This is a genomic window from Pseudomonas sp. SCT (assembly GCF_003864275.1).
Lineage (GTDB): Bacteria > Pseudomonadota > Gammaproteobacteria > Pseudomonadales > Pseudomonadaceae > Stutzerimonas > Stutzerimonas stutzeri_AE.
In genome coordinates this window covers 253,941-273,556 of the sequence record NZ_BDJA01000002.1, presented here as the reverse complement: position 1 = coordinate 273,556, position 19,616 = coordinate 253,941, and the positions used below count along the sequence as shown (strand labels likewise).

22 protein-coding genes and 4 tRNA genes are annotated in these 19,616 nt (G+C 61.6%); 17 read left to right on the top strand and 9 right to left on the bottom strand.

Annotation, left to right across the window (positions count from 1 at the left end; translation table 11 throughout):
* The first annotated feature begins 16 nt into the window (after positions 1 to 16).
* Complete coding sequence (locus tag BHD08_RS05715; protein ID WP_125021097.1) at positions 17 to 319, top strand: hypothetical protein; 303 nt, start codon at positions 17 to 19, stop codon at positions 317 to 319.
* 68 nt (positions 320 to 387) lie between these two features.
* Here the strand turns inward: BHD08_RS05715 and BHD08_RS05710 are convergent, their stop codons facing one another.
* The gene (locus BHD08_RS05710) at positions 388 to 657 is read right to left on the bottom strand and encodes a SinR family protein (RefSeq protein WP_125021096.1); all 270 of its coding nucleotides are present in this window, start codon (positions 655 to 657) and stop codon (positions 388 to 390) included.
* Between the two features lie 256 nt (positions 658 to 913).
* On the opposite strand from BHD08_RS05710, the gene BHD08_RS05705 reads away from it, so the two are divergent.
* The 7 genes from BHD08_RS05705 to BHD08_RS05675 all read left to right on the top strand — a co-directional run bounded on the left by BHD08_RS05705 (position 914) and on the right by BHD08_RS05675 (position 7,542).
* Positions 914 to 1,765: a putative selenate ABC transporter substrate-binding protein gene (locus tag BHD08_RS05705; RefSeq protein ID WP_015276190.1), complete on the top strand. Its 852-nt coding sequence runs from the start codon at positions 914 to 916 to the stop codon at positions 1,763 to 1,765.
* 43 nt (positions 1,766 to 1,808) lie between these two features.
* Positions 1,809 to 2,639, top strand: a complete 831-nt coding sequence (locus BHD08_RS05700; RefSeq protein WP_015276189.1) for a phosphonate ABC transporter ATP-binding protein — start codon at positions 1,809 to 1,811, stop codon at positions 2,637 to 2,639.
* On the top strand, positions 2,633 to 3,466 hold the full coding sequence (locus BHD08_RS05695) for an ABC transporter permease (RefSeq protein ID WP_015276188.1): 834 nt from the start codon (positions 2,633 to 2,635) through the stop codon (positions 3,464 to 3,466). The genes BHD08_RS05700 and BHD08_RS05695 overlap by 7 nt, the downstream gene beginning before the upstream one ends.
* On the top strand, positions 3,463 to 4,230 hold the full coding sequence (phnE, locus tag BHD08_RS05690; RefSeq protein ID WP_015276187.1) for a phosphonate ABC transporter, permease protein PhnE: 768 nt from the start codon (positions 3,463 to 3,465) through the stop codon (positions 4,228 to 4,230). The genes BHD08_RS05695 and phnE overlap by 4 nt, the downstream gene beginning before the upstream one ends.
* Positions 4,231 to 4,314: 84 nt before the next feature.
* Complete coding sequence (locus BHD08_RS05685) at positions 4,315 to 5,673, top strand: CHASE2 domain-containing protein (RefSeq protein ID WP_125021095.1); 1,359 nt, start codon at positions 4,315 to 4,317, stop codon at positions 5,671 to 5,673.
* Positions 5,607 to 5,972 (top strand): hypothetical protein, encoded by a 366-nt coding sequence (locus tag BHD08_RS05680; RefSeq protein WP_041756511.1) that lies wholly within the window; start codon positions 5,607 to 5,609, stop codon positions 5,970 to 5,972. The genes BHD08_RS05685 and BHD08_RS05680 overlap by 67 nt, the downstream gene beginning before the upstream one ends.
* On the top strand, positions 5,959 to 7,542 hold the full coding sequence (locus tag BHD08_RS05675) for a M48 family metallopeptidase (RefSeq protein WP_015276184.1): 1,584 nt from the start codon (positions 5,959 to 5,961) through the stop codon (positions 7,540 to 7,542). Before BHD08_RS05680 ends, BHD08_RS05675 begins: the two co-directional genes overlap by 14 nt.
* A 59-nt stretch (positions 7,543 to 7,601) precedes the next feature.
* On the opposite strand, the gene BHD08_RS05670 is transcribed toward BHD08_RS05675, so the two are convergent.
* On the bottom strand, positions 7,602 to 7,919 hold the full coding sequence (locus BHD08_RS05670; protein WP_015276183.1) for a DUF2288 domain-containing protein: 318 nt from the start codon (positions 7,917 to 7,919) through the stop codon (positions 7,602 to 7,604).
* A 199-nt stretch (positions 7,920 to 8,118) separates the two neighbouring features.
* On the opposite strand from BHD08_RS05670, the gene BHD08_RS05665 reads away from it, so the two are divergent.
* From BHD08_RS05665 to BHD08_RS05630, 8 genes are all read left to right on the top strand, one after another.
* Entirely contained in the window at positions 8,119 to 9,237 is a 1,119-nt protein-coding gene (locus BHD08_RS05665; RefSeq protein ID WP_015276182.1) for a branched-chain amino acid ABC transporter substrate-binding protein, read from the top strand.
* A gap of 256 nt (positions 9,238 to 9,493) precedes the next feature.
* Positions 9,494 to 10,417 (top strand): high-affinity branched-chain amino acid ABC transporter permease LivH, encoded by a 924-nt coding sequence (gene livH / locus BHD08_RS05660; protein WP_015276181.1) that lies wholly within the window; start codon positions 9,494 to 9,496, stop codon positions 10,415 to 10,417.
* Entirely contained in the window at positions 10,414 to 11,670 is a 1,257-nt protein-coding gene (locus BHD08_RS05655) for a high-affinity branched-chain amino acid ABC transporter permease LivM (protein ID WP_015276180.1), read from the top strand. The genes livH and BHD08_RS05655 overlap by 4 nt, the downstream gene beginning before the upstream one ends.
* Positions 11,667 to 12,434 carry a high-affinity branched-chain amino acid ABC transporter ATP-binding protein LivG gene (gene livG, locus BHD08_RS05650; RefSeq protein WP_125021094.1) on the top strand — a complete coding sequence of 256 codons (768 nt, stop codon included), beginning with the start codon at positions 11,667 to 11,669 and terminating at the stop codon, positions 12,432 to 12,434. Before BHD08_RS05655 ends, livG begins: the two co-directional genes overlap by 4 nt.
* Before the next feature lie 2 nt (positions 12,435 to 12,436).
* Positions 12,437 to 13,138: an ABC transporter ATP-binding protein gene (locus tag BHD08_RS05645; protein ID WP_015276179.1), complete on the top strand. Its 702-nt coding sequence runs from the start codon at positions 12,437 to 12,439 to the stop codon at positions 13,136 to 13,138.
* A 164-nt stretch (positions 13,139 to 13,302) separates the two neighbouring features.
* Entirely contained in the window at positions 13,303 to 14,109 is an 807-nt protein-coding gene (locus tag BHD08_RS05640) for a dienelactone hydrolase family protein (protein WP_015276178.1), read from the top strand.
* A 95-nt stretch (positions 14,110 to 14,204) separates the two neighbouring features.
* Positions 14,205 to 14,645, top strand: a complete 441-nt coding sequence (locus tag BHD08_RS05635) for a hypothetical protein (RefSeq protein WP_015276177.1) — start codon at positions 14,205 to 14,207, stop codon at positions 14,643 to 14,645.
* The gene (locus tag BHD08_RS05630; protein ID WP_015276176.1) at positions 14,642 to 15,043 is read left to right on the top strand and encodes an META domain-containing protein; all 402 of its coding nucleotides are present in this window, start codon (positions 14,642 to 14,644) and stop codon (positions 15,041 to 15,043) included. Before BHD08_RS05635 ends, BHD08_RS05630 begins: the two co-directional genes overlap by 4 nt.
* A 320-nt stretch (positions 15,044 to 15,363) precedes the next feature.
* Here the strand turns inward: BHD08_RS05630 and dinB are convergent, their stop codons facing one another.
* Entirely contained in the window at positions 15,364 to 16,413 is a 1,050-nt protein-coding gene (gene dinB, locus BHD08_RS05625) for a DNA polymerase IV (protein WP_177412652.1), read from the bottom strand.
* 114 nt (positions 16,414 to 16,527) lie between these two features.
* Here dinB and BHD08_RS05620 point away from each other — a divergent pair, with 114 nt between their 5' ends.
* Positions 16,528 to 16,779, top strand: a complete 252-nt coding sequence (locus BHD08_RS05620) for a hypothetical protein (protein ID WP_015276174.1) — start codon at positions 16,528 to 16,530, stop codon at positions 16,777 to 16,779.
* 15 nt (positions 16,780 to 16,794) lie between these two features.
* On the opposite strand, the gene BHD08_RS05615 is transcribed toward BHD08_RS05620, so the two are convergent.
* The 6 genes from BHD08_RS05615 to gltX form a co-directional block, all read right to left on the bottom strand.
* Positions 16,795 to 17,244: a thioesterase family protein gene (locus BHD08_RS05615; RefSeq protein WP_015276173.1), complete on the bottom strand. Its 450-nt coding sequence runs from the start codon at positions 17,242 to 17,244 to the stop codon at positions 16,795 to 16,797.
* 192 nt (positions 17,245 to 17,436) lie between these two features.
* Positions 17,437 to 17,512 (bottom strand) — tRNA-Glu (locus tag BHD08_RS05610).
* Positions 17,513 to 17,560: 48 nt separating this feature from the next.
* A tRNA-Ala gene (locus tag BHD08_RS05605) sits at positions 17,561 to 17,636 on the bottom strand.
* Between the two features lie 44 nt (positions 17,637 to 17,680).
* Positions 17,681 to 17,756, bottom strand: a tRNA-Glu gene (locus BHD08_RS05600).
* A 75-nt stretch (positions 17,757 to 17,831) separates the two neighbouring features.
* Positions 17,832 to 17,907 (bottom strand) — tRNA-Ala (locus tag BHD08_RS05595).
* Positions 17,908 to 18,054: 147 nt separating this feature from the next.
* Complete coding sequence (gltX, locus tag BHD08_RS05590; protein ID WP_015276172.1) at positions 18,055 to 19,536, bottom strand: glutamate--tRNA ligase; 1,482 nt, start codon at positions 19,534 to 19,536, stop codon at positions 18,055 to 18,057.
* Positions 19,537 to 19,616 lie beyond the last annotated feature (80 nt).

The window sequence follows — 19,616 nt, the reverse complement described above, 5'->3', positions numbered from 1 at the left end:
CAGTCGGAGCAGAGCGATGATCAACAGCTTGGCCAAGCTATCCCTTTATGCTGGCGTTCCCGCAGCGGCGTTAGCCGCTTACGGAATGCTTTCTTACTACCAGAACCTTGGTGCCTGCGTGGAGACGACCGGAGCGGCACAAGACGCGTGCCTCCTCGAATTGACAGCAACGATGCCCGAGCCGTCGCTCGAAATGATCATGTCCACCTGCCGAAAAGCGGACCTGTTCCTATCGCTATACAAGGCCGACATCCGTACTCGTGAGCGGTATTCAAAGGACGAAGTGATGGCCCAACACGCAAAGGCCTGTAAAGCCTAATCCGCAACGGCTACTAGCACGAGATGCTGCTGGGTAGAGACCGGCAGCCGTATCTCCAAGCTATTTGGTTACAGGTTGTCCTTCAGCCATTGCGAGCCTTTGGAGTTGAAGCCAGCCCAGGCGCCTGCTCCGGTTAGCTTTACCACCAGCAGCTCATCGTCACCGTCGATATGCGGTTTCAGCGCATCTCGAATCTGAGTACAGGTCAGCTCAGACTTTACGATCCATGTTGAATCAAGGTGGTGCCACCACGCTCCCAGCTCCTTGATGGCAGCTATCAGGTCAGCATATTTCTGCTGCGGCTGGTTAAGGTCGTATCCGATCAAGAAACTCGCCATGGCATCTCTCCTTATGTGCTATCTGGCAGTTGGCCATCAACACTACCCGAAGCCTTTGAGGTGTGCCAAACCAAGCGCGAAGAATTTCGATCAATCCGGTGCCAAACCAAGCGCTAGACAGTGCCAAGTCTGGCGCGCGCTTACAACTGCACGACGAATGCTCCGAGCGTCCCTGCTCAGCTTTCGCTTGGCGTCGCACGCCTCCCGCGCTCTATAATCCGCGCGCTTTTTCCGCTATTGAACCGGAGAACCCTCAATGCTGAAGCGCTCCCTGGCAGCCGTTGCCGGCTTTGCCCTGTCCCTGTCTATTGCCACCACCCACGCCGCTGAAGCCCTGCGGGTTTCTGCCATCCCCGACGAAGCACCGACCGAGCTGATCCGCAAGTTCAAGCCGCTGGGCGAATACCTGGAACAGCAACTGGGCATGCCGGTGAAGTTCACCCCGGTATCGGACTATGCCGCTGTCGTCGAATCCCTGGCCTCCGACCGCCTTGATCTCGCCTGGCTGGGCGGCTTCACCTTCGTCCAGACCCGTCTGAAGACTGGCAATGCGATCCCGCTGGTACAGCGTGAGCAGGACGAGCAGTTCACCAGCAAGTTCATCACCGCCGATCCTGCGGTGAAATCACTGGCCGACCTCCAGGGCAAGACCTTCGCCTTCGGCTCGGTATCGTCGACCTCCGGCAGCCTGATGCCGCGCTACTTCATGCTCAAGGACGGCATCGAGCCCGAGAAATACTTCAAGCGCATCGCCTACTCCGGCGCCCACGACGCCACCGCCGCCTGGGTCGAAGCCGGCAAGGCCGACGCCGGGGTGCTCAATGCCTCGGTATGGGACAAGCTGGTCGCGGCCGGCAAGGTCGACACCGCCAAGGTCCGCGTGATCTCCACCACGCCGCCCTACTACGACTACAACTGGACAGTGCGTGGCAATCTCGACCCGGCTCTGGTCGAGAAGATCAAGGCAGCGTTCCTCGCCCTCGACCCGGCCAACCCCGAGCACAAGGCGATCCTTGACCTGCAGGCCGCCAGCCGCTTCATCGAGACCAAGCCGGAAAACTACGCCGGCATCGAAGAAGCCGCGCGGGCGGCCGGACTGCTGAAGTGACGTTGCGCGTTTCACGCACATGAGCACCTTGCAGGCGCCGCCAATGCCAGACTGCGCGGCCGAACCCGAACCAATGGTGAAGCTGGCCAGCGTGGGGCATACCCACGCGGGCGGCCAGGTTGCCTTGCGCGGAATCGATCTGCAGATCGCCCAAGGTGAACGCGTCGCGATCATCGGGCCATCCGGGGCTGGCAAGACCACGCTGCTGCGTCTTCTGGCCACCTCGCTCAAGCCCGACCAAGGCGAGCTCGATTTGCTCGGCAAGCAGCCCTGGACGCTTGCCGCCACCGCCCGGCAACGACTGCGTACACGGATCGGCCTGATTCACCAGGCGCCGCCGCTACCTCCAAGGCAGCGCGTGGTCACTGCGGTGCTGGCCGGCCGGCTTGGTCAGTGGTCTCTGTTCAAGAGCCTGTTCAGCCTGATCTTTCCACTGGACCGTCAGGGCGCCGCCGATGCGCTCGGGCGTCTCGATCTTGCCGACAAGCTGTACATGCGCTGTGACCAGCTATCGGGCGGTCAGCTGCAGCGGGTCGGAATCGCCCGCGTGCTTTATCAGGCCCCGGATCTAATTCTCGCCGATGAACCGGTGTCGGCCATGGATCCGGTGCTCGCCAGCCACACGCTGGACGTGCTCAGCCGCGAAGCGCAGCGCCGCAACGCCACACTGCTGGCCAGCCTGCACGCAGTGGAGTTGGCGCTGGAGCACTTCCCGCGCATCGTCGGCGTGCGTGACGGTTGCATCCTGTTCGACAAACCCGCCACTGCAATCGGTCATGACGAGCTGACCGCGTTGTACGCCAACGAGCAGCTCGAGCATGCCCCGTCGCCACCCGCTGCGCCGCCCCCGCTGCTGAACATTCCGCGATGCTGAACCCCGCGCTGGTCCGCCAAGACCCCGCTACCGCTTCACGCCTGATGCTGACATTGCTGGTGGTGGCGTTGCTGTGGCCCGGGCTGAAACTGAGCGAGCTGGACCTTGGCGTGCTGTTCGACGGCAGCAATGCCGACACCATGGGCACCTTCGTCTCGGCGTTCTGGCCGCCTGAGCACAGCGGCGAGTTTCTCGAGCTACTCTGGCAGGCCACGCTGGAGACCCTGGCCATCGCCACCGCCGGCATGGCCCTGGCGTTGGGTGTCGCCCTCCCCTGCGCTCTGCTTGCGACCCGCGCAATGTCCCTGTCCGCGCTCAGCCGCGGCGGCCGTCCGGCCTGGTGGGCACAGGCCTTGCGCTGGCCGGTGCGCGGATTGCTGATCGTTTTGCGCAGCGTCCCGGAAATCGTCTGGGCCTTGCTGTTCGTTCGCGCCGTGGGGCTGGGCCCGACCGCCGGCGTGCTGGCCATCGCCATCACCTACGCCGGCATGCTCGGCAAGGTCTACGCGGAAATCTTCGAGTCGGTCGACCCGCTGCCCGCCCGTGCCCTGCTGGGCGCCGGTGCTTCGCGACTGCAGGCGTTCCTCTATGGAGTACTGCCGCAAGCCACGGGCGAGATGCTCTCGTACAGCGTTTACCGCTGGGAGTGCGCGATCCGCGCCTCGGTGGTGATGGGCTTCGTCGGCGCCGGCGGGCTGGGCCAGCAAATGGATCTGTCGATGCGCATGTTTGCCGGCGGTGAAGTCGCCAGCATGCTGCTGACGTTTCTCATGCTGGTGCTGCTGGCCGATCTGCTCAGCCGCCTGCTGCGCTGGAGGTTCGCATGAGACTGCTGTCGCGCCTGCTGATCCCGGCCGGGCTGGTCGCCGCCGTCGTAGCGGCGTTCGCCTACCTGCAGCTGGAGAGCGCGGCACTGCTGAGTCGCGATGGCCTCGCGCAGATGGCCGCCTATGCGTCGGGCTTCATGGCTCCGGACCTGTCGGCCGATCATCTGCAGGCGATCGTCCACGGCACCCTGGAAACCCTGGCGATGTCCGCCATCGGCACCTTGCTCGCGGCCATGCTCGGCTTGCTGTTGGCACTGCCGGCGGCGGGGCGCTTCGGGCTGCTCGCGCAGGCATCGTCGCGCCTGCTGCTCAATGCGCTGCGGGCGATACCGGAACTGGTGTGGGCGGCGCTGATGGTGCTGGCCGCCGGGCTCGGGCCGAATGCCGGGACGCTGGCGCTGGCGCTGCACACCGCGGGCGTGCTGGGCCGGCTTTTCGCCGAGGCGCTGGAGAACACCCCGCCACAGCCCGGCGATGCGTTGCGCCTAACCGGTAGCGGCCGCATCGCGGCATTCTGTTACGGCACCCTGCCCTCGCTCTGGCCGCAACTGGTGGCCTACACCCTGTATCGCTGGGAAAACAATATCCGCATGGCCAGCGTGCTCGGTTTCGTCGGCGCCGGAGGGCTGGGTCAGATGCTTTACATGAGCCTCAGCCTGTTCCAGGAAGCCCAGGCCTCGACGGTGATCCTGGCCATGCTGGCGATGGTGCTAGCGGTTGACAGTCTCAGCGCGTGGGCGCGGCAGCGCTGGGTGCGAGGCTAATCGCCGCGGCCGACTCCGTTGACTTTTGTGAACTGATTCACCGAATATCCGTGATGTCGTTTTGAGATCATCAAGGATGATGAAGTGCCGGCCCTACCGCGCCAGTTGTCTACGCTACGAACCGTACTGGCATTGCTGGCAATCCTGCTGGATCCCTTCGGCCTGACTACGGCCACCGATGGTGCATCGTCCCGCCTGCTCAATCAGCTGCAAGCCAACGCCTACGGCGATGCCGGCGCCAGACAGCAGATCGCAGTTGTGATCATCGATGACGCTTTTCTGCGCCAGCGCGAAAGCCATTGGCCACTGCCCTACAACGAACAGAGCAAACTGTTCCGCCAGCTACTGGCCTATCGACCAGCCGCGGTCATGGTTGACCTGATGTACAGCTACGACCACTCCCGCGGACGCAACGGCGACAGTAGTCGATTCCTGTCCAACGTGTTCGAACGCTATCGAGCTGCCGGCGTGCCGCTGTATCTCGCCAACTCCGGCAGCACTGAATCCAATGCCTTGCCGATCTTTACCGAAGTTAGCGAGCCGGCACTGGTGAGCTGGAGCGGTTATGAAGATCAGTACCCGCTGGCAGCCGAGACCGCATACGGCTGGATGGACAGCGCAGCCTTCGCCTTATACAGAAGCTACTGCACGCGCCATGCCTGCCAGCCGCTACCAGCAACGGCACAGCTCGCCGGAGAGCAACCGCCGATCGCTCTGCAATGGGGCGGTGACCCGGCGCGTGAGCAGCGTCTGGTCAGCGACGTCAGCCAGTGCGCTTCATCATCTGGACTTTGGAGCCGGATTTTCAGCCAGCTCGCCCAGTCGGTCTTCTGGCGTCTCAGTGCTCCTACCGAAACACGCTGCCCATTTCACCTGACAATCACCGCGAGTGCCCTGGCTACGACCGTACCGGAGGAGCGCGCCGTGTTACGTGAGCTGCTTGGCGATCGCCTGGTAATGGTCGGCGCCTCCATCAGTTCCGCCGAGGATCTCACCAGCTCGCCGGTTCACGGCAAGTTGCCGGGCGTCTACGCCCACGCCATGGCGCTGGATAACTTGATCGAATATGGCCAGGACTACATCGCCGCACCACCGCAACTGTTCAACACCGAAATCGATGTCCTGGACCTGCTCGAGTTCATCTTCGCTTTGGTCATTCTCTGGTTTCACTCGGCCCGTTCAGGCCTTTTGCCTGGGCATCGCCTGGCGTTCGCGATCGGCGCAACGCTCTGCCTGCTGCTAATCAGCGTGCTGCTTTATCAGTTGCGCGTCACTCCAGTGAACATCCTCGGCTTGTTGCTGCTGATTGGCGTGTTACTGCCAGAAGAACCGGAATCCCCCTCCCTCCCCTCGACCAGCACACGAAAGGAGTCATCATGCGCAAACCCCTCACACTGCTCTGCGCCCTGTTGCTCAGCAGTACCAGCTACGCAGCCGGATTGACCGTAGAGCAATACACCAACGATCCGATCGCCCTGCTTGATGCAGAGGGTCGTTTGCTGAAGAAGATTGCACGCTCCGAGTTACCCGCCACACCACTGGCCGCACAGCAGTGGAATGACGATCTCGAACTGGTGCAGGTCGAGGTAGCCGGACAGCTGGTCTGGCTGGATGGTGTCGATGTCCGCCTGAGTCAAGGCAAGACCGTTCCCATGCCGTGCGCAGCACTGCCCAAGGCCCGCGCAGATAGCGCGACCAATCTCTCCACCATTGGTTACGGGGCTGGCTGTGCGAAGAACTGACCTACTGCGTAAGCGTGCCGCATTGGCGGCGGCTTTACTGCTGACTTGTCTGGGCGGGTGCAGCACGCTCAAAGGAGCACCTGACGCGCTGATCAATCTTGCAGGACAAAGCACGCAAAGCGGGTTTCAGGGCAAGTACCTGGAGCAGGAGGAGGTTCGCAGTTACTTCCGCCTCGATCCGCAGCACAACCACAACCTGCGGCTGAGCTATGACGGCCGTAGCCTGCCAGCCAATGAAATCCGCCAACAGAACGTGGTGCTGATACCTGCGCTGCAGAACTATCTGCAAGGCATCGTCGAACGTCTCGCCAAGGGTTGGCCTGGCGAGCAGCCGCAATTGCGGGTAACGGTCACCGACAGTTATTCGTTCGGGCCATCAGCCGACCCGTACGGCAATCTCTACGTGCCGCTCGGCATGCTGGAAAGCGTAGAAAGCGAGGACGAAATCGCGGCGATGCTGGCCCATGAAATGAGCCATGTGCTGCTGCGCCACCATGATCGCCGCCAAGCCTTCAACGAGCAGCGGGAACTGCTGACCAACATTGCCACCACTGCGGTAATCGCGACGATGGTCGCCGACTCTCGCCTGGATCGTGGAGCGTCGAAATGGAAGGTGGTCAGCAAAAATCCGCAAGCCACGCAGAAGGCCGTCGGTGAGACGGTGCTCTACACCTCACTCGCCAACACCTTTTCAGACAACGTATGGAACACCGCCTGGGGTCGTGCTCAGGAAGACCAGGCAGATCTGCTGGGTACCGATCTACTGATCAAAGCGCGTTACGCGCCGCGCGGTGCCAGCCACAGTCTGCAGCGGCTTAGCGATTTCCAGGGAAAGCAGGAACCCCTCCTGGCCGGTTTTATCCAGGCGCGACGGGGCGCGATGCAAGATTCGCTGCAGCGCCTCGACCTGAACGGCTTTACCCAGGAGATCAACACGTTCGTCAATCAAGGCCTGATGACGACCGTCAGCGCAGTCGGCCAGCACCTCACCCGCTCACACATGTCAGCCCAGCGTCGCGATGACGACCTGCGCCAATATCTGCAGCGCGAGTACGATGCCGAGCGTTATCACCGGGTGAATAAACGGAACTGGCTTACAGTCCGCAACACCCCAAGCGTGAAAGCCTCACTGGACGCTTACAAGAACGCCTACGGAGCCAACGAGGCCCTGGCTCAGAAGAATCTGAAGGATGCCCGAACCTTGGCCGAGCGAGCCCTGAAGTCTCCGGTGGCTAACCAGCCAGGCATTCGTCGTAGCCTCTTCAACGTCCACATGGCAACTGGTGACAAACGTCGTGCACTGGCGCAGCTCAACGCAATCAAGGACTGGTCGCTAGCGGGACCGGAGGTCTACGAACAACTGGTTCACTATCATCTGAACAATGGCGATGCAGTTGCGGCCCTTGCAACCATTGAACGGGCTGAACGCCACCTGGGTTCACAGGAACAGTTCATTGTCGAAAAGATGCTCGCTCATAAGCTCAAGAAAGATGAGAGCGAACTGCGCATGCTCGGCGAAAAATGCAAGCAGATGCCAAATCGAAAGGATGTCTGCAAGAAGATCGGCTGACCTTGAGAGGGCGACGCTGGTTGCGCAGTCGATTACCCGGCTGCGCGCCTCGCCCAGTTTCAGTGCACCACGGGCTGCTGTTCACGCTCCTGCACCAACACCCAGGGGGCCACCACCACGGCCCACAAGGTGGGGTCGCGCTGCTGCCAGTCCTGCGCCTGCTCGGCCTGCATTTTCGCCAGCTGTCCAGCATTCAGCCATGCGGCCACCCTGGCCTGATCGTCCTCGGCGACGGCCTGCGCCACTGCGACCAGATCGGCATCCCCCGCCACCTGTAACAGCGCTCCGCGAGCGAAGAACGGCTGCAGTTCCTGCCAGGTTATCGCTGCAGTTTCGCCCAGCAGCTTGGCATAAAGAGTGCTTGCGTCGTCGGCCATGGGACTCACCAGATACGAAAAAGGCGCAATGATACCCGCGCCCCGATTCCCATCAAACGGTTGAATCTGCCGGCTGTGCAAACGCAGGAGACACTTCTACACTGTGCCGGTACAGTTGCCGGAGCGTTTCGGGATGTTCGCCTCTTAACGGCGCTCCGGCCCGCAGGATTCAAACAATAACGATGCAAGTGGAGCACTTATGAAGACCAAGCAGCGTCTTTCGAAAATTTTCCTGGCAATGGCACTGACCGGCGCAGCCAGCTATACCCTGGCCGCCGATACCATCCGCATCGGATTGGCAGGGCCGGTAACCGGGCCGGTGGCGCAGTACGGGGACATGCAGTTCATCGGGGCCGAAATGGCCATCGAGCAGATCAACAAGGCCGGCGGGGTGAACGGCGCGCAACTGAAGGGTGTTCGCTACGACGACGCCTGCGATCCGAAACAGGCCGTGGCGGTTGCCAACAAGATCGTCAACGACAACGTCAAGTTCGTGGTCGGCCATCTCTGCTCCAGCTCCACGCAACCCGCGTCCGACATCTACGAGGACGAAGGCATCCTGATGATCACCGCGGCTTCCACCAGCCCGGACATCACCTCCCGCGGTTATGAACTGATCTTCCGCACCATCGGCCTCGACAGCTTGCAGGGCCCGACCGCCGGCAACTTCATCGCCGACCACGTCAAACCGAAGAACGTTGCCGTCATCCACGACAAGCAGCAGTACGGCGAAGGCATCGCCACCGCGGTCAAGCAGACCCTGGAAGGCAAGAACATCAAGGTCGGCCTGTTCGAAGGCATCAATGCCGGCGACAAGGACTTCTCCTCGCTGATCGCCAAGCTCAAGCGTGAAGGCGTGGACTTCGTCTATTACGGCGGCTACCACCCGGAACTGGGTCTGCTGCTGCGTCAGTCCAAGGAAAAAGGCCTGAACGTGCGCTTCATGGGCCCGGAAGGCGTCGGCAACTCGGAAATCTCCGCCATCGCCGGCCCGGCCTCCGAAGGCATGTACGTGACGCTGCCGAAATCCTTCGACCAGGACCCGCGCAACAAGGAACTGGTAGACGGCTTCAAGGCCAAGAAACAGGACCCGAGCGGCCCGTTCGTGTTCCCGGCCTACGCGGCGGTTCAGGTCATCGCCGAAGGCATCGAAAAGGCCGGCAGCACCGACACCGACAAGGTCGCCGAAGCGCTGCGCAGCAATACCTTCGACACCCCGACAGGCATGCTCTCGTTCGACGAGAAAGGCGACCTGAAGGACTTCAATTTCGTCGTCTACGAATGGCACCAGGACGGCACCAAGACCGAAGCCAAGTAATTTCCATCAGCCTGACGAAGCCCACACTCGCTTGTGGGCTTTGTTTTAGCGGGCGGCCCCGCCACAAGCATCGGGCCGCCTTGCCGTACCTGTAATCCGACGAGCGGCCTGAACAGCAGGCCCGCCTCGAACCGGCGCCGTGTGTGATCCGCAAGGCACCGTACCGCAGTGGCACCGCGCCAGGAGGGGCGGTGTGTTCGAAGTGGGCAGCGCAGCCGGAGCGGAATGGAATTGCAGGGACTTCGGGAGAGCAGTGATGCCTGAGCTTTACCACTACCTACAACAGCTGATCAACGGGCTTACCGTTGGCAGCACCTACGCGCTGATCGCCATCGGTTACACGATGGTCTACGGCATCATCGGCATGATCAACTTCGCCCACGGCGAGGTGTACATGATCGGTTCGTATGTCACCTTCATCGCGATCGTCGGCCTGTCCATGATGGGCCTGGACGCACTGCCGATCCTGATGATCGGCGCATTCGTGGCCGCCATGATCGTCACCAGCGCCTACGGTTACAGCATCGAACGGGTCGCCTATCGCCCGCTTCGCGGCAGTAACCGGCTGATCCCGCTGATCTCCGCGATCGGCATGTCGATCTTCCTGCAGAACGTCGTGCTGCTGGCCCAGGACTCCAAGGACAAGGCGATCCCCAACCTGATGCCAGGCAACCTGGTCATCGGCGAGAGCGCCATGAACGGCGTGGTGATTTCCTACATGCAGATCCTGATCTTCGTGGTGACCTTCGTCGCGATGTACGGCCTGACGCTGTTCATCTCGCGGTCACGTCTGGGCCGCGCCTGCCGCGCCTGCGCCGAAGACCTGAAGATGGCCAACCTGCTGGGCATCAACACCAACAGCATCATCGCCTTGACCTTCGTCATCGGTGCTGCACTGGCTGCCGTCGCGGCGGTGCTGATCAGCATGCAGTACGGGGTGATCAACCCGCACATCGGCTTCCTTGCCGGTATCAAGGCCTTCACCGCGGCTGTGCTCGGCGGTATCGGCAGTATCCCAGGAGCCATGCTCGGCGGGCTGGTACTTGGCGTCGCGGAAGCCTTCGGTGCGGACATCTTCGGTGACCAGTACAAGGACGTGGTGGCGTTCAGCCTACTGATCCTCGTGCTGCTGTTCCGCCCCACCGGCATCCTCGGTCGTCCGGAGGTGGAAAAGGTATGAGCGGCAATCTCCGTACAGCCTTCTTCAGTGCCCTGCTGGTCATCGCCGTGGCGGTGCCGGTGTTCGGCCTGAAGCTCACCACCGTCGGTATCCGCGTCGAAGTGCATGGCGCCGAAATCGGTACCTTCTGGATCATCGCCGCCTGCGCCGTTGCCATGTTCGTCTGGCAGCTGTTCCGCACGCACTTGGCCGCTGGCTGGGCCGCGAGCCCCAGCTTGCCAACCGTGCCTGCTGGCGCCGGCAACTTCCTCACGCTGCCCTCGACGCAACGCTGGATCATCCTGGCGCTGGTACTGGTTGCGCTGGTCTGGCCGTTCTATGGCTCGCGTGGCGCGGTGGACATCGCCACGCTGATCCTGATCTACGTGATGCTCGGCCTCGGCCTGAACATCGTTGTGGGTCTGGCCGGCCTGCTCGATCTGGGTTACGTCGGCTTCTACGCCGTCGGTGCCTACACCTATGCGCTGCTCTCGCATTACTACGGGGTCGGGTTCTGGACCGCCTTGCCCATCGCCGGCGCGATGGCGGCGCTGTTCGGCTTCCTCCTGGGCTTCCCGGTGTTGCGCTTGCGCGGTGATTACCTGGCCATCGTGACGCTCGGTTTTGGCGAGATCATTCGCATCCTGCTGCGCAACATGACCAGCGTGACCGGCGGCCCGAATGGCATCAGCGGCATCGACAAACCGACGCTGTTCGGCCTGTCCTTCGACCGCCGTGCCGCCGAAGGCATGCAGACATTCCACGAATATTTCGGGGTGGCCTACAACTCGGTGAACAAGGTGATCTTCCTCTACCTGATCGCCCTGCTGCTGGTACTGCTGACGCTGTTCGTGATCAATCGTCTGCTGCGCATGCCGATCGGTCGCGCCTGGGAAGCCTTGCGCGAAGACGAGATCGCCTGCCGCGCATTGGGCATGAACCCCACCGTGATCAAGCTTTCGGCGTTCACCCTGGGCGCGACCTTCGCCGGTTTCGCCGGCAGCTTCTTCGCCGCCCGTCAGGGGCTGGTATCACCGGAATCCTTCACCTTCATCGAATCGGCGATCATCCTCGCCATCGTGGTGCTGGGCGGTATGGGCTCGCAGCTCGGGGTGATCCTCGCGGCGATCGTGATGATCCTGCTGCCCGAGCTGATGCGCGAATTCAGTGAGTACCGCATGTTGATGTTCGGCGCCCTGATGGTGCTGATGATGATCTGGCGCCCGCAAGGTCTGCTGCCGATGCAGCGCCCACACCTGGAGCTGAAGCAATGAGCCGCCCGATTCTAGAAGTACGCGGCCTGATGATGCGTTTTGGCGGCCTGCTGGCCGTCAACGAGGTGGCGCTGACGGTACATGACAAGCAAGTGGTCTCGATGATCGGCCCCAACGGTGCCGGCAAGACCACCGTGTTCAACTGCCTGACCGGCTTCTACCAGCCGACCGCCGGGGAAATCCTGCTCGACGGTACGCCGATCCACGGTCTGCCCGGCCACAAGATCGCTCGTCAGGGGGTGGTACGCACCTTCCAGAATGTCCGTTTGTTCAAGGACATGACGGCGGTGGAAAACCTGCTGGTGGCGCAGCATCGTCATCTGAATACCAACTTCCTCGCCGGCCTTCTGAAGACTCCGGGTTTTCGCAAGAGCGAGCGCGCGGCGATGGACTTTGCTGCGCACTGGCTGGAGCAGGTGAATCTGACCGACGTAGCCAACCGCCCGGCTGGGACCCTCGCCTACGGCCAACAGCGCCGCCTGGAGATTGCCCGCTGCATGATGACGCGTCCGCGCATCCTCATGCTCGACGAGCCGGCGGCGGGCCTCAACCCGAAGGAAACCGAGGATCTCAAGGCGTTGATCGCCATGCTGCGTGACGAACATGGGGTCACCGTGCTGCTGATCGAACACGACATGAAGCTGGTCATGAGCATTTCCGACCACATCTACGTGATCAACCAGGGCACGCCGCTGGCCGATGGTTCGCCCGAACAGGTGCGCAACAATCCGGACGTGATCAAAGCCTACCTGGGGGAGGCGTAAGCATGCTGACTTTCGAAAACGTCTCGACCTTTTACGGCAAGATCCAAGCGCTGCACGACATCAATGTGCAGGTGGAGCAAGGCGAGATCGTCACCCTGATCGGCGCCAACGGTGCCGGCAAGTCGACGTTGCTGATGACCCTTTGCGGCTCGCCGCAGGCGGCCAGCGGCAGCATTCGCTTCCAGGGCGAGGAGCTGGTCGGCCGGCAGACCTGCGACATCATGCGCAAGGCCATCGCCGTGGTGCCTGAAGGGCGGCGGATCTTCGCTCGCCTGACAGTTGAAGAGAACCTGTCCATGGGTGGCTTCTTCACTGGCAAGACGGACTTCCAGGAGCAGCTGGACAAGGTGCTCGGCCTGTTCCCGCGGCTCAAGGAACGCTATCAGCAGCGCGGCGGCACGATGTCCGGTGGCGAGCAGCAGATGCTCGCCATCGCCCGCGCACTGATGAGCAAGCCCAAGCTGCTGTTGCTCGACGAGCCGTCGCTAGGTCTGGCGCCGATCATCATCCAGCAGATCTTCGAGATCATCGAACAGCTGCGCGAGGATGGCGTGACGGTGTTCCTGGTCGAGCAGAACGCCAACCAGGCGCTCAAGCTGGCCGACCGTGGCTATGTACTGGAGAACGGTCACATCGTCATGCAGGGCAGCGGCGAGGACCTGCTGACTGATCCGAAGGTCCGTGACGCTTACCTGGGCGGCTGACACCGCAACCATGGTCGACGAAAGCCCTGCCGTCCTGGCGGGGCTTTTTCGTTCTCCGATCCCGACATGCCGCCAGACGAACCCGCACGCTGCGCGTACGGTCGAACAGCCGCTATGCTTGCTCGATGCCTCTATCCCCTAATGCCCGTCAAGGAGACCTCACGATGCGCCACTGCCTGTTCGGCCTGCTCATGGCTGCCAGCGTCACTGCGAATGCCGCGATTCAGACGCAGGAAATCCCCTACACCGCTGCCGACGGCACCGAGATGATCGGCTACTACGCCTACGACGACGCCATCGAAGGCAAACGCCCCGGCATCGTCGTGGTCCACGAATGGTGGGGGCTGAACGACTACGCCAAGCAGCGCGCCCGCGACCTCGCCGAGCTGGGCTACAGCGCCCTGGCCATCGACATGTACGGCGAAGGCAAGAACACCGAGCATCCAAAAGATGCCATGAGCTTCATGCAGGCGGCCCTGAAGGACGCCGATGCTGCCAAGGGTCGCTTCAACGCTGGCCTCGATCTGCTCAAGGAACAGGCGCAGACCGATACCGCCAAACTCGGCGCGGTAGGCTACTGTTTCGGCGGTAAGGTCGTGCTGGATATGGCCCGCCAGGGCGTCCCGCTGGATGGTGTGGTCAGCTTTCATGGCGCACTGGCCACCGAGACACGCGCCGCCCCGGGCAGCGTCAAGGCACGCGTGCTGGTCGAGCATGGCAGCGAAGACAGCATGATCAGCAGCGACGATATCGCCGCGCTGAACGTCGAGATGGTCAAGGCCGGCGCCGATTACCAGTTCGTCAGCCTGCCCGGTGCCAAGCATGGCTTCACCAATCCGGGCGCCGACGCCCACCAGAAAAACGGTCTCGACGTGGCCTATCAGAAAACGGCGGACGAGCGCTCCTGGGGCGATATGCGACGCTTCTTCGAAGAGACGTTCGGCGCACCAGCAACCGCTCGGGCACAGTGAAGGCCTCGCCTTCTCGTCCGTGATTCGCCCGGCGGCGCGCCTGCCGCCGGGACGCGTGCTAGCATTGCGCGCATATTCATCGTCGATCACGAGTCATGGCCGAACACGATTTCCGCTACACCCTGCTCAACCCCGCCCACACCCTTACCGAATGCCGCGCTTTGGCGCCAGGTCGCTATCAGGTCACCGGCAATGGCGGATCGATTCGCAGCGGCGACGTGCTGATCGTCACGCTCAAGGGCAGCCGCGATCTATCGCAACGTCTCACCGTCGAAAAGGTACGCCACCTCATCAATCCACCGGGACAGTGGATGGCCGTGGCAAGCGGACCGGTATTCCGCGAACTTGAAATCCTCAACTGGCAGGTCGCTTGCGATAGCTGCGGCAAGCAGCTGGACTTCGAATTTGCGGTCGACGCCAAGCTGGGCGAAGCCGCCCGCAAGCCTGCCGCGCAGGCCCGTATCGCCGAATTGGGCTGGTCTGGCGCTGATGGCCAACACCGCTGCCCTAGCTGTCAGAAGGAGAAACAGGCATGACTTTGCGTTTGTTGCCCTTGGTCGTAGCCGTCGGCCTGGCCGGTTGTGCGACAGAGCCATTGGAGCTTCAGCGAGACGTCACCTACATCGCCGAGTGGATCGGTGACGAGCCGGTGATCGGCCGCACTGCAGTATCGCTCACGCTCAGTGAGGGACGCGCCTACGGCAATGCCGGCTGCAATCACTGGTTTGCCAGCTACGAGCAGAGCGGTCAGCAGATCCGCTTCAGCAACCTGGGCAGCACACGCAAGCTCTGCCCGGAAGAGATCATGGAACAGGAGCATGCGTTCCTTGACCTGCTCAACCGGGTCGAGCGCTGGGACGTTTCCAATATCGACCAGCTGCGCCTATGGCCTGCCGAGGGCAGCGCCCTACGACTCTGGCCCGAACAGGAATAGTTGCGCCAAATGTGCGCAAGCAACAGACATTGCGCACTGCTATCAGGCGGCCGCTGCGCCCCCGCAATTCCTACGTTCAAGCGCCAGGCTGTCAGGCTACAAACAAACCCCTTGTTTTTCCGGGGCACCACCGTTTGCAGCGTCGCAGCGCATCCGCTTTTAACGAAACTGGCATATCCAGTGCATAGACTGGATTAACCCAGTTTCGGGGACCCTGGTACAGGCAGGCCAGGGATTCCCCTCTTTTATCCGCAACCCCACGCAGCCGCTCCCGCAGAGCGGCTGCGTGCCCTCTGCGAACAGCAGCGGCGACGTAGTCGTCAGAACAGCCGCAACTGCTCGAAACCGCCACGCAGATCGATCAACCGCACCCCGACCCCGATCAACCGAACCGGTCTGGCGCCCCGGGAGAAAGCGATGGCGAGCAGGTCCGAATAGTCATCCAGCTCAAGCCCGGCACCAGCCTGCTCCAGGGTCGTCTGGGTGAAGTCATGGAATTTCAGCTTCACGAACGGCTTGCCGGGTCGGTAACTACCGTCGAGCCGGGCCATGCGTGTTGCAAGCTGTTGAAGCAGCTCCGGTAGTCGCTCCAGGCAAGCGGCCAGGTCGGGCAGATCACGATCATAGGTCTGCTCGACACTGACCGACTGGCGGCGGTTCTCGACCTGCACCGGGCGCTCGTCAATTCCCCGCGCGAGCCCCCATAGCCGCTCGCCGAATGCACCAAACTCGCGAACCAACGCCAGCCTGCCCCACTCGCGCAGGTCGTTGCAGGTGTGGATACCCAGCCGCGCGAGCTTCTCCGCCGTGACGCGTCCCACACCGTGCAGACGCTTGACCTCAAGCTCCTGCACGAACTCGTCGACCTGAGCCGGCGTGATAACGAACAGGCCATCAGGCTTGTTCCATTCACTGGCGATTTTGGCGAGAAACTTGTTCGGCGCGACACCGGCCGAGACCGTGATCCGCAGCTGTTGCCAGACTCGTCGACGGATGTCCTCAGCGATACGCGTGGCGCTGCCGGAGAAGTGCTCGCAGGCGGTCACATCCAGGTAGGCCTCATCCAGCGACAGCGGCTCGATCAGCTCGGTATAGGTGCGAAAGATGTTCTGAATCTCGCGCGACGCTTCGCGGTAAGCCTCCATTCGCGGACGCAGAATCAGCAGATCTGGGCATAGCTTCAACGCGTGCCCCGAGGCCATGGCCGAGCGCACTCCGTACGCGCGCGCTTCGTAATTGCAGGTAGCAATGACCCCGCGCCGATCCGCAGCGCCACCCACTGCAATGGGCCGCCGAGCCAGGCTGGGGTCGTCGCGCATCTCGATGGCGGCATAGAAGCAGTCGCAATCGATGTGGATGATCTTGCGCAGGTTGGGCTGACTCACGAAAACAGTGCACCGGGCAGGAGTGAACGAATCTTCAGCGCGACGGGTCGGTTATTCAGATGGTAAGTCCTTTTACCGCCCCGATAGTCGGAGGTTCAGATGAAAATCTTGTATGCAGGCGCGATCGTCCTAAGCGGTCTTTTTTCCGCAACCGCGATGGCTGACCAGGACATGATGAACACCCTGCCGCAAGGCACCAATATTCAGCAAGAAAAACACGGCGATGATCAGGTTCGCGACAACAAGGATGACGTCGATCCGAAAATGAAAAAAGAAGTACAGGACGATTGGCGCGAGGATGCTGAAAAACGTCGCGATAGCGACGTGATGAAGCCCGAGCAGCGCGGCTAGCCAACTACCAGCCAGTTACAGCTCCAGCGGGTACGGCTGCAACAGCGCCTTGCCGTAGCCGTCGACGAACTCCGGCGGCATGCGCTTGGGTTTCCCGCTGGAGAGCTCGATACAGACGAAGGTGGTCTGCGCTCGCAACAGGGTGGCGCCGTCGGCAGGTCTGATCAGCTGAAAATTACGTTTCATCTTCAATCGCTGATCCGACTCGGATATCCAGGTTCCGAGCTGCAAAACGTCACGCTCATAGGCAGCAGCCAGATAATCGATCTCATGCCGTAGCACCGCCATGGCGCGATCAAGACGATGGTAGTCTTCGATGCCAAGCCCGAGACTTTGCGAGTGCTGCCAGGCACAGCGCTCAAGCCAGGTCACGTAGACCGCATTATTGGCATGCCCAAGTTCGTCGATGTGCTCGGGCTGCACCTGCAGATCGATGATGAATGCTTGTGGCTGGTCCCAGCTCATTCGTCAGATGCCTCGATAGCTGATTGCGATGGGCCTATGAAAGCGCAGCAACGCCGGCGAGTCACGCAGGTTGTCGTACGCGATGACGCGACATTCAGAAGCCAGCCGCCCTGCCCTGTTTTTCACCGCACAAAACAAAAAGGGCCATCTCATGAAAGATGACCCCTTGAAGCCCAAAACGGGCAATAAAAATGGCGTCCCCTAGGGGACTCGAACCCCTGTTACCGCCGTGAAAGGGCGGTGTCCTAGGCCACTAGACGAAGGGGACGAAACCTTCGCAAACCTGCCGATGAACCGCTTATCGACAAGCCGTGATTGGTGGAGCTAGACGGGATCGAACCGTCGACCTCTTGCATGCCATGCAAGCGCTCTCCCAGCTGAGCTATAGCCCCGGATTTATCGTCTCTCGACGCGCGATGCAAGCATCGCTGAATAATGGCGTCCCCTAGGGGACTCGAACCCCTGTTACCGCCGTGAAAGGGCGGTGTCCTAGGCCACTAGACGAAGGGGACGCAAACCCTTCAAGCGCAACCCGTATTTCCATATCTGGTGAATACAGGTTGGTGGCAAATTCTGCTCTTCGAGATTGGTGGAGCTAGACGGGATCGAACCGTCGACCTCTTGCATGCCATGCAAGCGCTCTCCCAGCTGAGCTATAGCCCCATCTCGAGGACGGGGCGCATATTAGGGGCGCCCCCAGGCAGTGTCAACAACAAATTTCGACCGACCCGCAGATTTTTTGGCATTAGGAACAACTACTTACCGTCCATCGGCGGGACTGACCAGCAGGGTCGCCCCTGCTCGAAGCGGTCAGACGATAGACACCAGCAGCTTTTCCCACTCCTTGGCTTCCTTCTTCGAGGCCCCACCGAGCAGCTCGAGCGCATTGCGCAGACGGAAACGCGTCAGATCCGGACCAAGGATTTCCATCGCATCCAGCACCGACACCGAACTGGCCTGCCCGGTTATGGCAGCGAACATCAGCGGCATCACATCGCGCAGCTTGAAGCCGAGGTGTTCGGCTACCTGCGTGATGCAAGCGGTGATGCGCTCCTTTTCCCACTGGCGCAGCGCCTCGAGCTTCCACAGGATCAGCTGCATCACCTGGCGCACCTGAGCGGCATCCAGCTTCTTGTGCGCAAACAGCGCTGGATCGAGCGGCAATGCACCTGAGAAGAAGAAGCCCGCCAGCGGCGCGATCTGGCTGAAGGTTTCCACGCGCTGCTGCACGTGCGGAGCGATCTGCATCATGTACTGGAGATTAAACGCCCACTTCTGCACTTCGGTAGCGAACTGTTCGACCGACAGCTCGCGCAGCCACTGGCCGTTGAGCCAGGACAGCTTCTCCAGATCGAAGATCGGCCCGCCGAGCGACACGCGCTGGATATCGAAATGCTCGATCATCTCGTCCAGGGTGAACTTCTCACGCTCGTCAGGCATCGACCAGCCCATGCGCCCGAGATAGTTGAGCATCGCCTGCGGCAGAAAACCCATGCGCTCGTAGAAGGTCACCGAGGTCGGGTTCTTGCGCTTGGACAGCTTGCTCTTGTCCGGATTGCGCAGCAGAGGCATGTAGCACAGCTGCGGTTGCTCCCAGCCGAAGTATTCGTAGAGTTTGATCAGCTTGGGTGCCGATGGCAGCCACTCCTCGCCACGCAGCACATGGGTGATACCCATCAGGTGATCATCGACCACGTTGGCAAGGAAATAGGTCGGCAGGCCGTCGGCCTTCATCAGCACCTGCATGTCCATGCGGTCCCAGCCGATCTCGACGGTGCCGCGCAGCATGTCCTGCACCTGACACACGCCTTCGCTCGGCACCTTCATCCGGATCACATGGGATTCGCCAGCAGCGATGCGACGCTGTGCTTCGGCCGGCTCGAGGTGCATGCAATGGCCGTCGTAACGCGGTGTTTCCTTGTTCGCCATCTGCTCGGCACGCACCTGATCCAGGCGCTCGCTGCTGCAGAAGCAGGGGAAGGCATGCCCCTTGGCAACCAGCTCGTCCGAGTACTTCTTGTAGATCTCGCCGCGCTCGCTCTGCCGGTACGGGCCGTGAGGACCGCCCACATCCGGACCCTCGTCCCATTCGATGCCCAGCCAACGCAGCGCATCATAGATCTGCTGCTCGGACTCACGAGTCGAGCGCAGCTGATCGGTGTCCTCGATGCGCAGAATGAACTGACCGCCGTGCTGACGGGCGAAGCACAGATTGAACAGCGCGATATAGGCAGTTCCAACGTGAGGATCACCGGTGGGAGACGGCGCGATACGGGTGCGGACGGTGGTCATGAATGATCTCGAACGAATAGGACGAACAGAAAAACAGAAGGGCCGAATGTTAACAGGCGAGGTGCAGCCGGCTCCAGCCG

Coding starts and splice junctions, on each gene's coding strand:
- BHD08_RS05645 (WP_015276179.1), top strand. CDS start 12,437: ATGCTGACTTTCGAAAACGTCTCGACCTTTTACGGCAAGATCCAAGCG.
- BHD08_RS05715 (WP_125021097.1), top strand. CDS start 17: ATGATCAACAGCTTGGCCAAGCTATCCCTTTATGCTGGCGTTCCCGCA.
- BHD08_RS05705 (WP_015276190.1), top strand. CDS start 914: ATGCTGAAGCGCTCCCTGGCAGCCGTTGCCGGCTTTGCCCTGTCCCTG.
- BHD08_RS05665 (WP_015276182.1), top strand. CDS start 8,119: ATGAAGACCAAGCAGCGTCTTTCGAAAATTTTCCTGGCAATGGCACTG.
- BHD08_RS05710 (WP_125021096.1), bottom strand. CDS start 657: ATGGCGAGTTTCTTGATCGGATACGACCTTAACCAGCCGCAGCAGAAA.
- BHD08_RS05655 (WP_015276180.1), top strand. CDS start 10,414: ATGAGCGGCAATCTCCGTACAGCCTTCTTCAGTGCCCTGCTGGTCATC.
- BHD08_RS05630 (WP_015276176.1), top strand. CDS start 14,642: ATGACTTTGCGTTTGTTGCCCTTGGTCGTAGCCGTCGGCCTGGCCGGT.
- livG (WP_125021094.1), top strand. CDS start 11,667: ATGAGCCGCCCGATTCTAGAAGTACGCGGCCTGATGATGCGTTTTGGC.
- BHD08_RS05670 (WP_015276183.1), bottom strand. CDS start 7,919: ATGGCCGACGACGCAAGCACTCTTTATGCCAAGCTGCTGGGCGAAACT.
- BHD08_RS05680 (WP_041756511.1), top strand. CDS start 5,607: ATGCGCAAACCCCTCACACTGCTCTGCGCCCTGTTGCTCAGCAGTACC.
- gltX (WP_015276172.1), bottom strand. CDS start 19,536: ATGACCACCGTCCGCACCCGTATCGCGCCGTCTCCCACCGGTGATCCT.
- BHD08_RS05640 (WP_015276178.1), top strand. CDS start 13,303: ATGCGCCACTGCCTGTTCGGCCTGCTCATGGCTGCCAGCGTCACTGCG.
- BHD08_RS05615 (WP_015276173.1), bottom strand. CDS start 17,244: ATGAGCTGGGACCAGCCACAAGCATTCATCATCGATCTGCAGGTGCAG.
- BHD08_RS05695 (WP_015276188.1), top strand. CDS start 2,633: ATGCTGAACCCCGCGCTGGTCCGCCAAGACCCCGCTACCGCTTCACGC.
- livH (WP_015276181.1), top strand. CDS start 9,494: ATGCCTGAGCTTTACCACTACCTACAACAGCTGATCAACGGGCTTACC.
- BHD08_RS05700 (WP_015276189.1), top strand. CDS start 1,809: ATGCCAGACTGCGCGGCCGAACCCGAACCAATGGTGAAGCTGGCCAGC.
- BHD08_RS05620 (WP_015276174.1), top strand. CDS start 16,528: ATGAAAATCTTGTATGCAGGCGCGATCGTCCTAAGCGGTCTTTTTTCC.
- BHD08_RS05635 (WP_015276177.1), top strand. CDS start 14,205: ATGGCCGAACACGATTTCCGCTACACCCTGCTCAACCCCGCCCACACC.
- phnE (WP_015276187.1), top strand. CDS start 3,463: ATGAGACTGCTGTCGCGCCTGCTGATCCCGGCCGGGCTGGTCGCCGCC.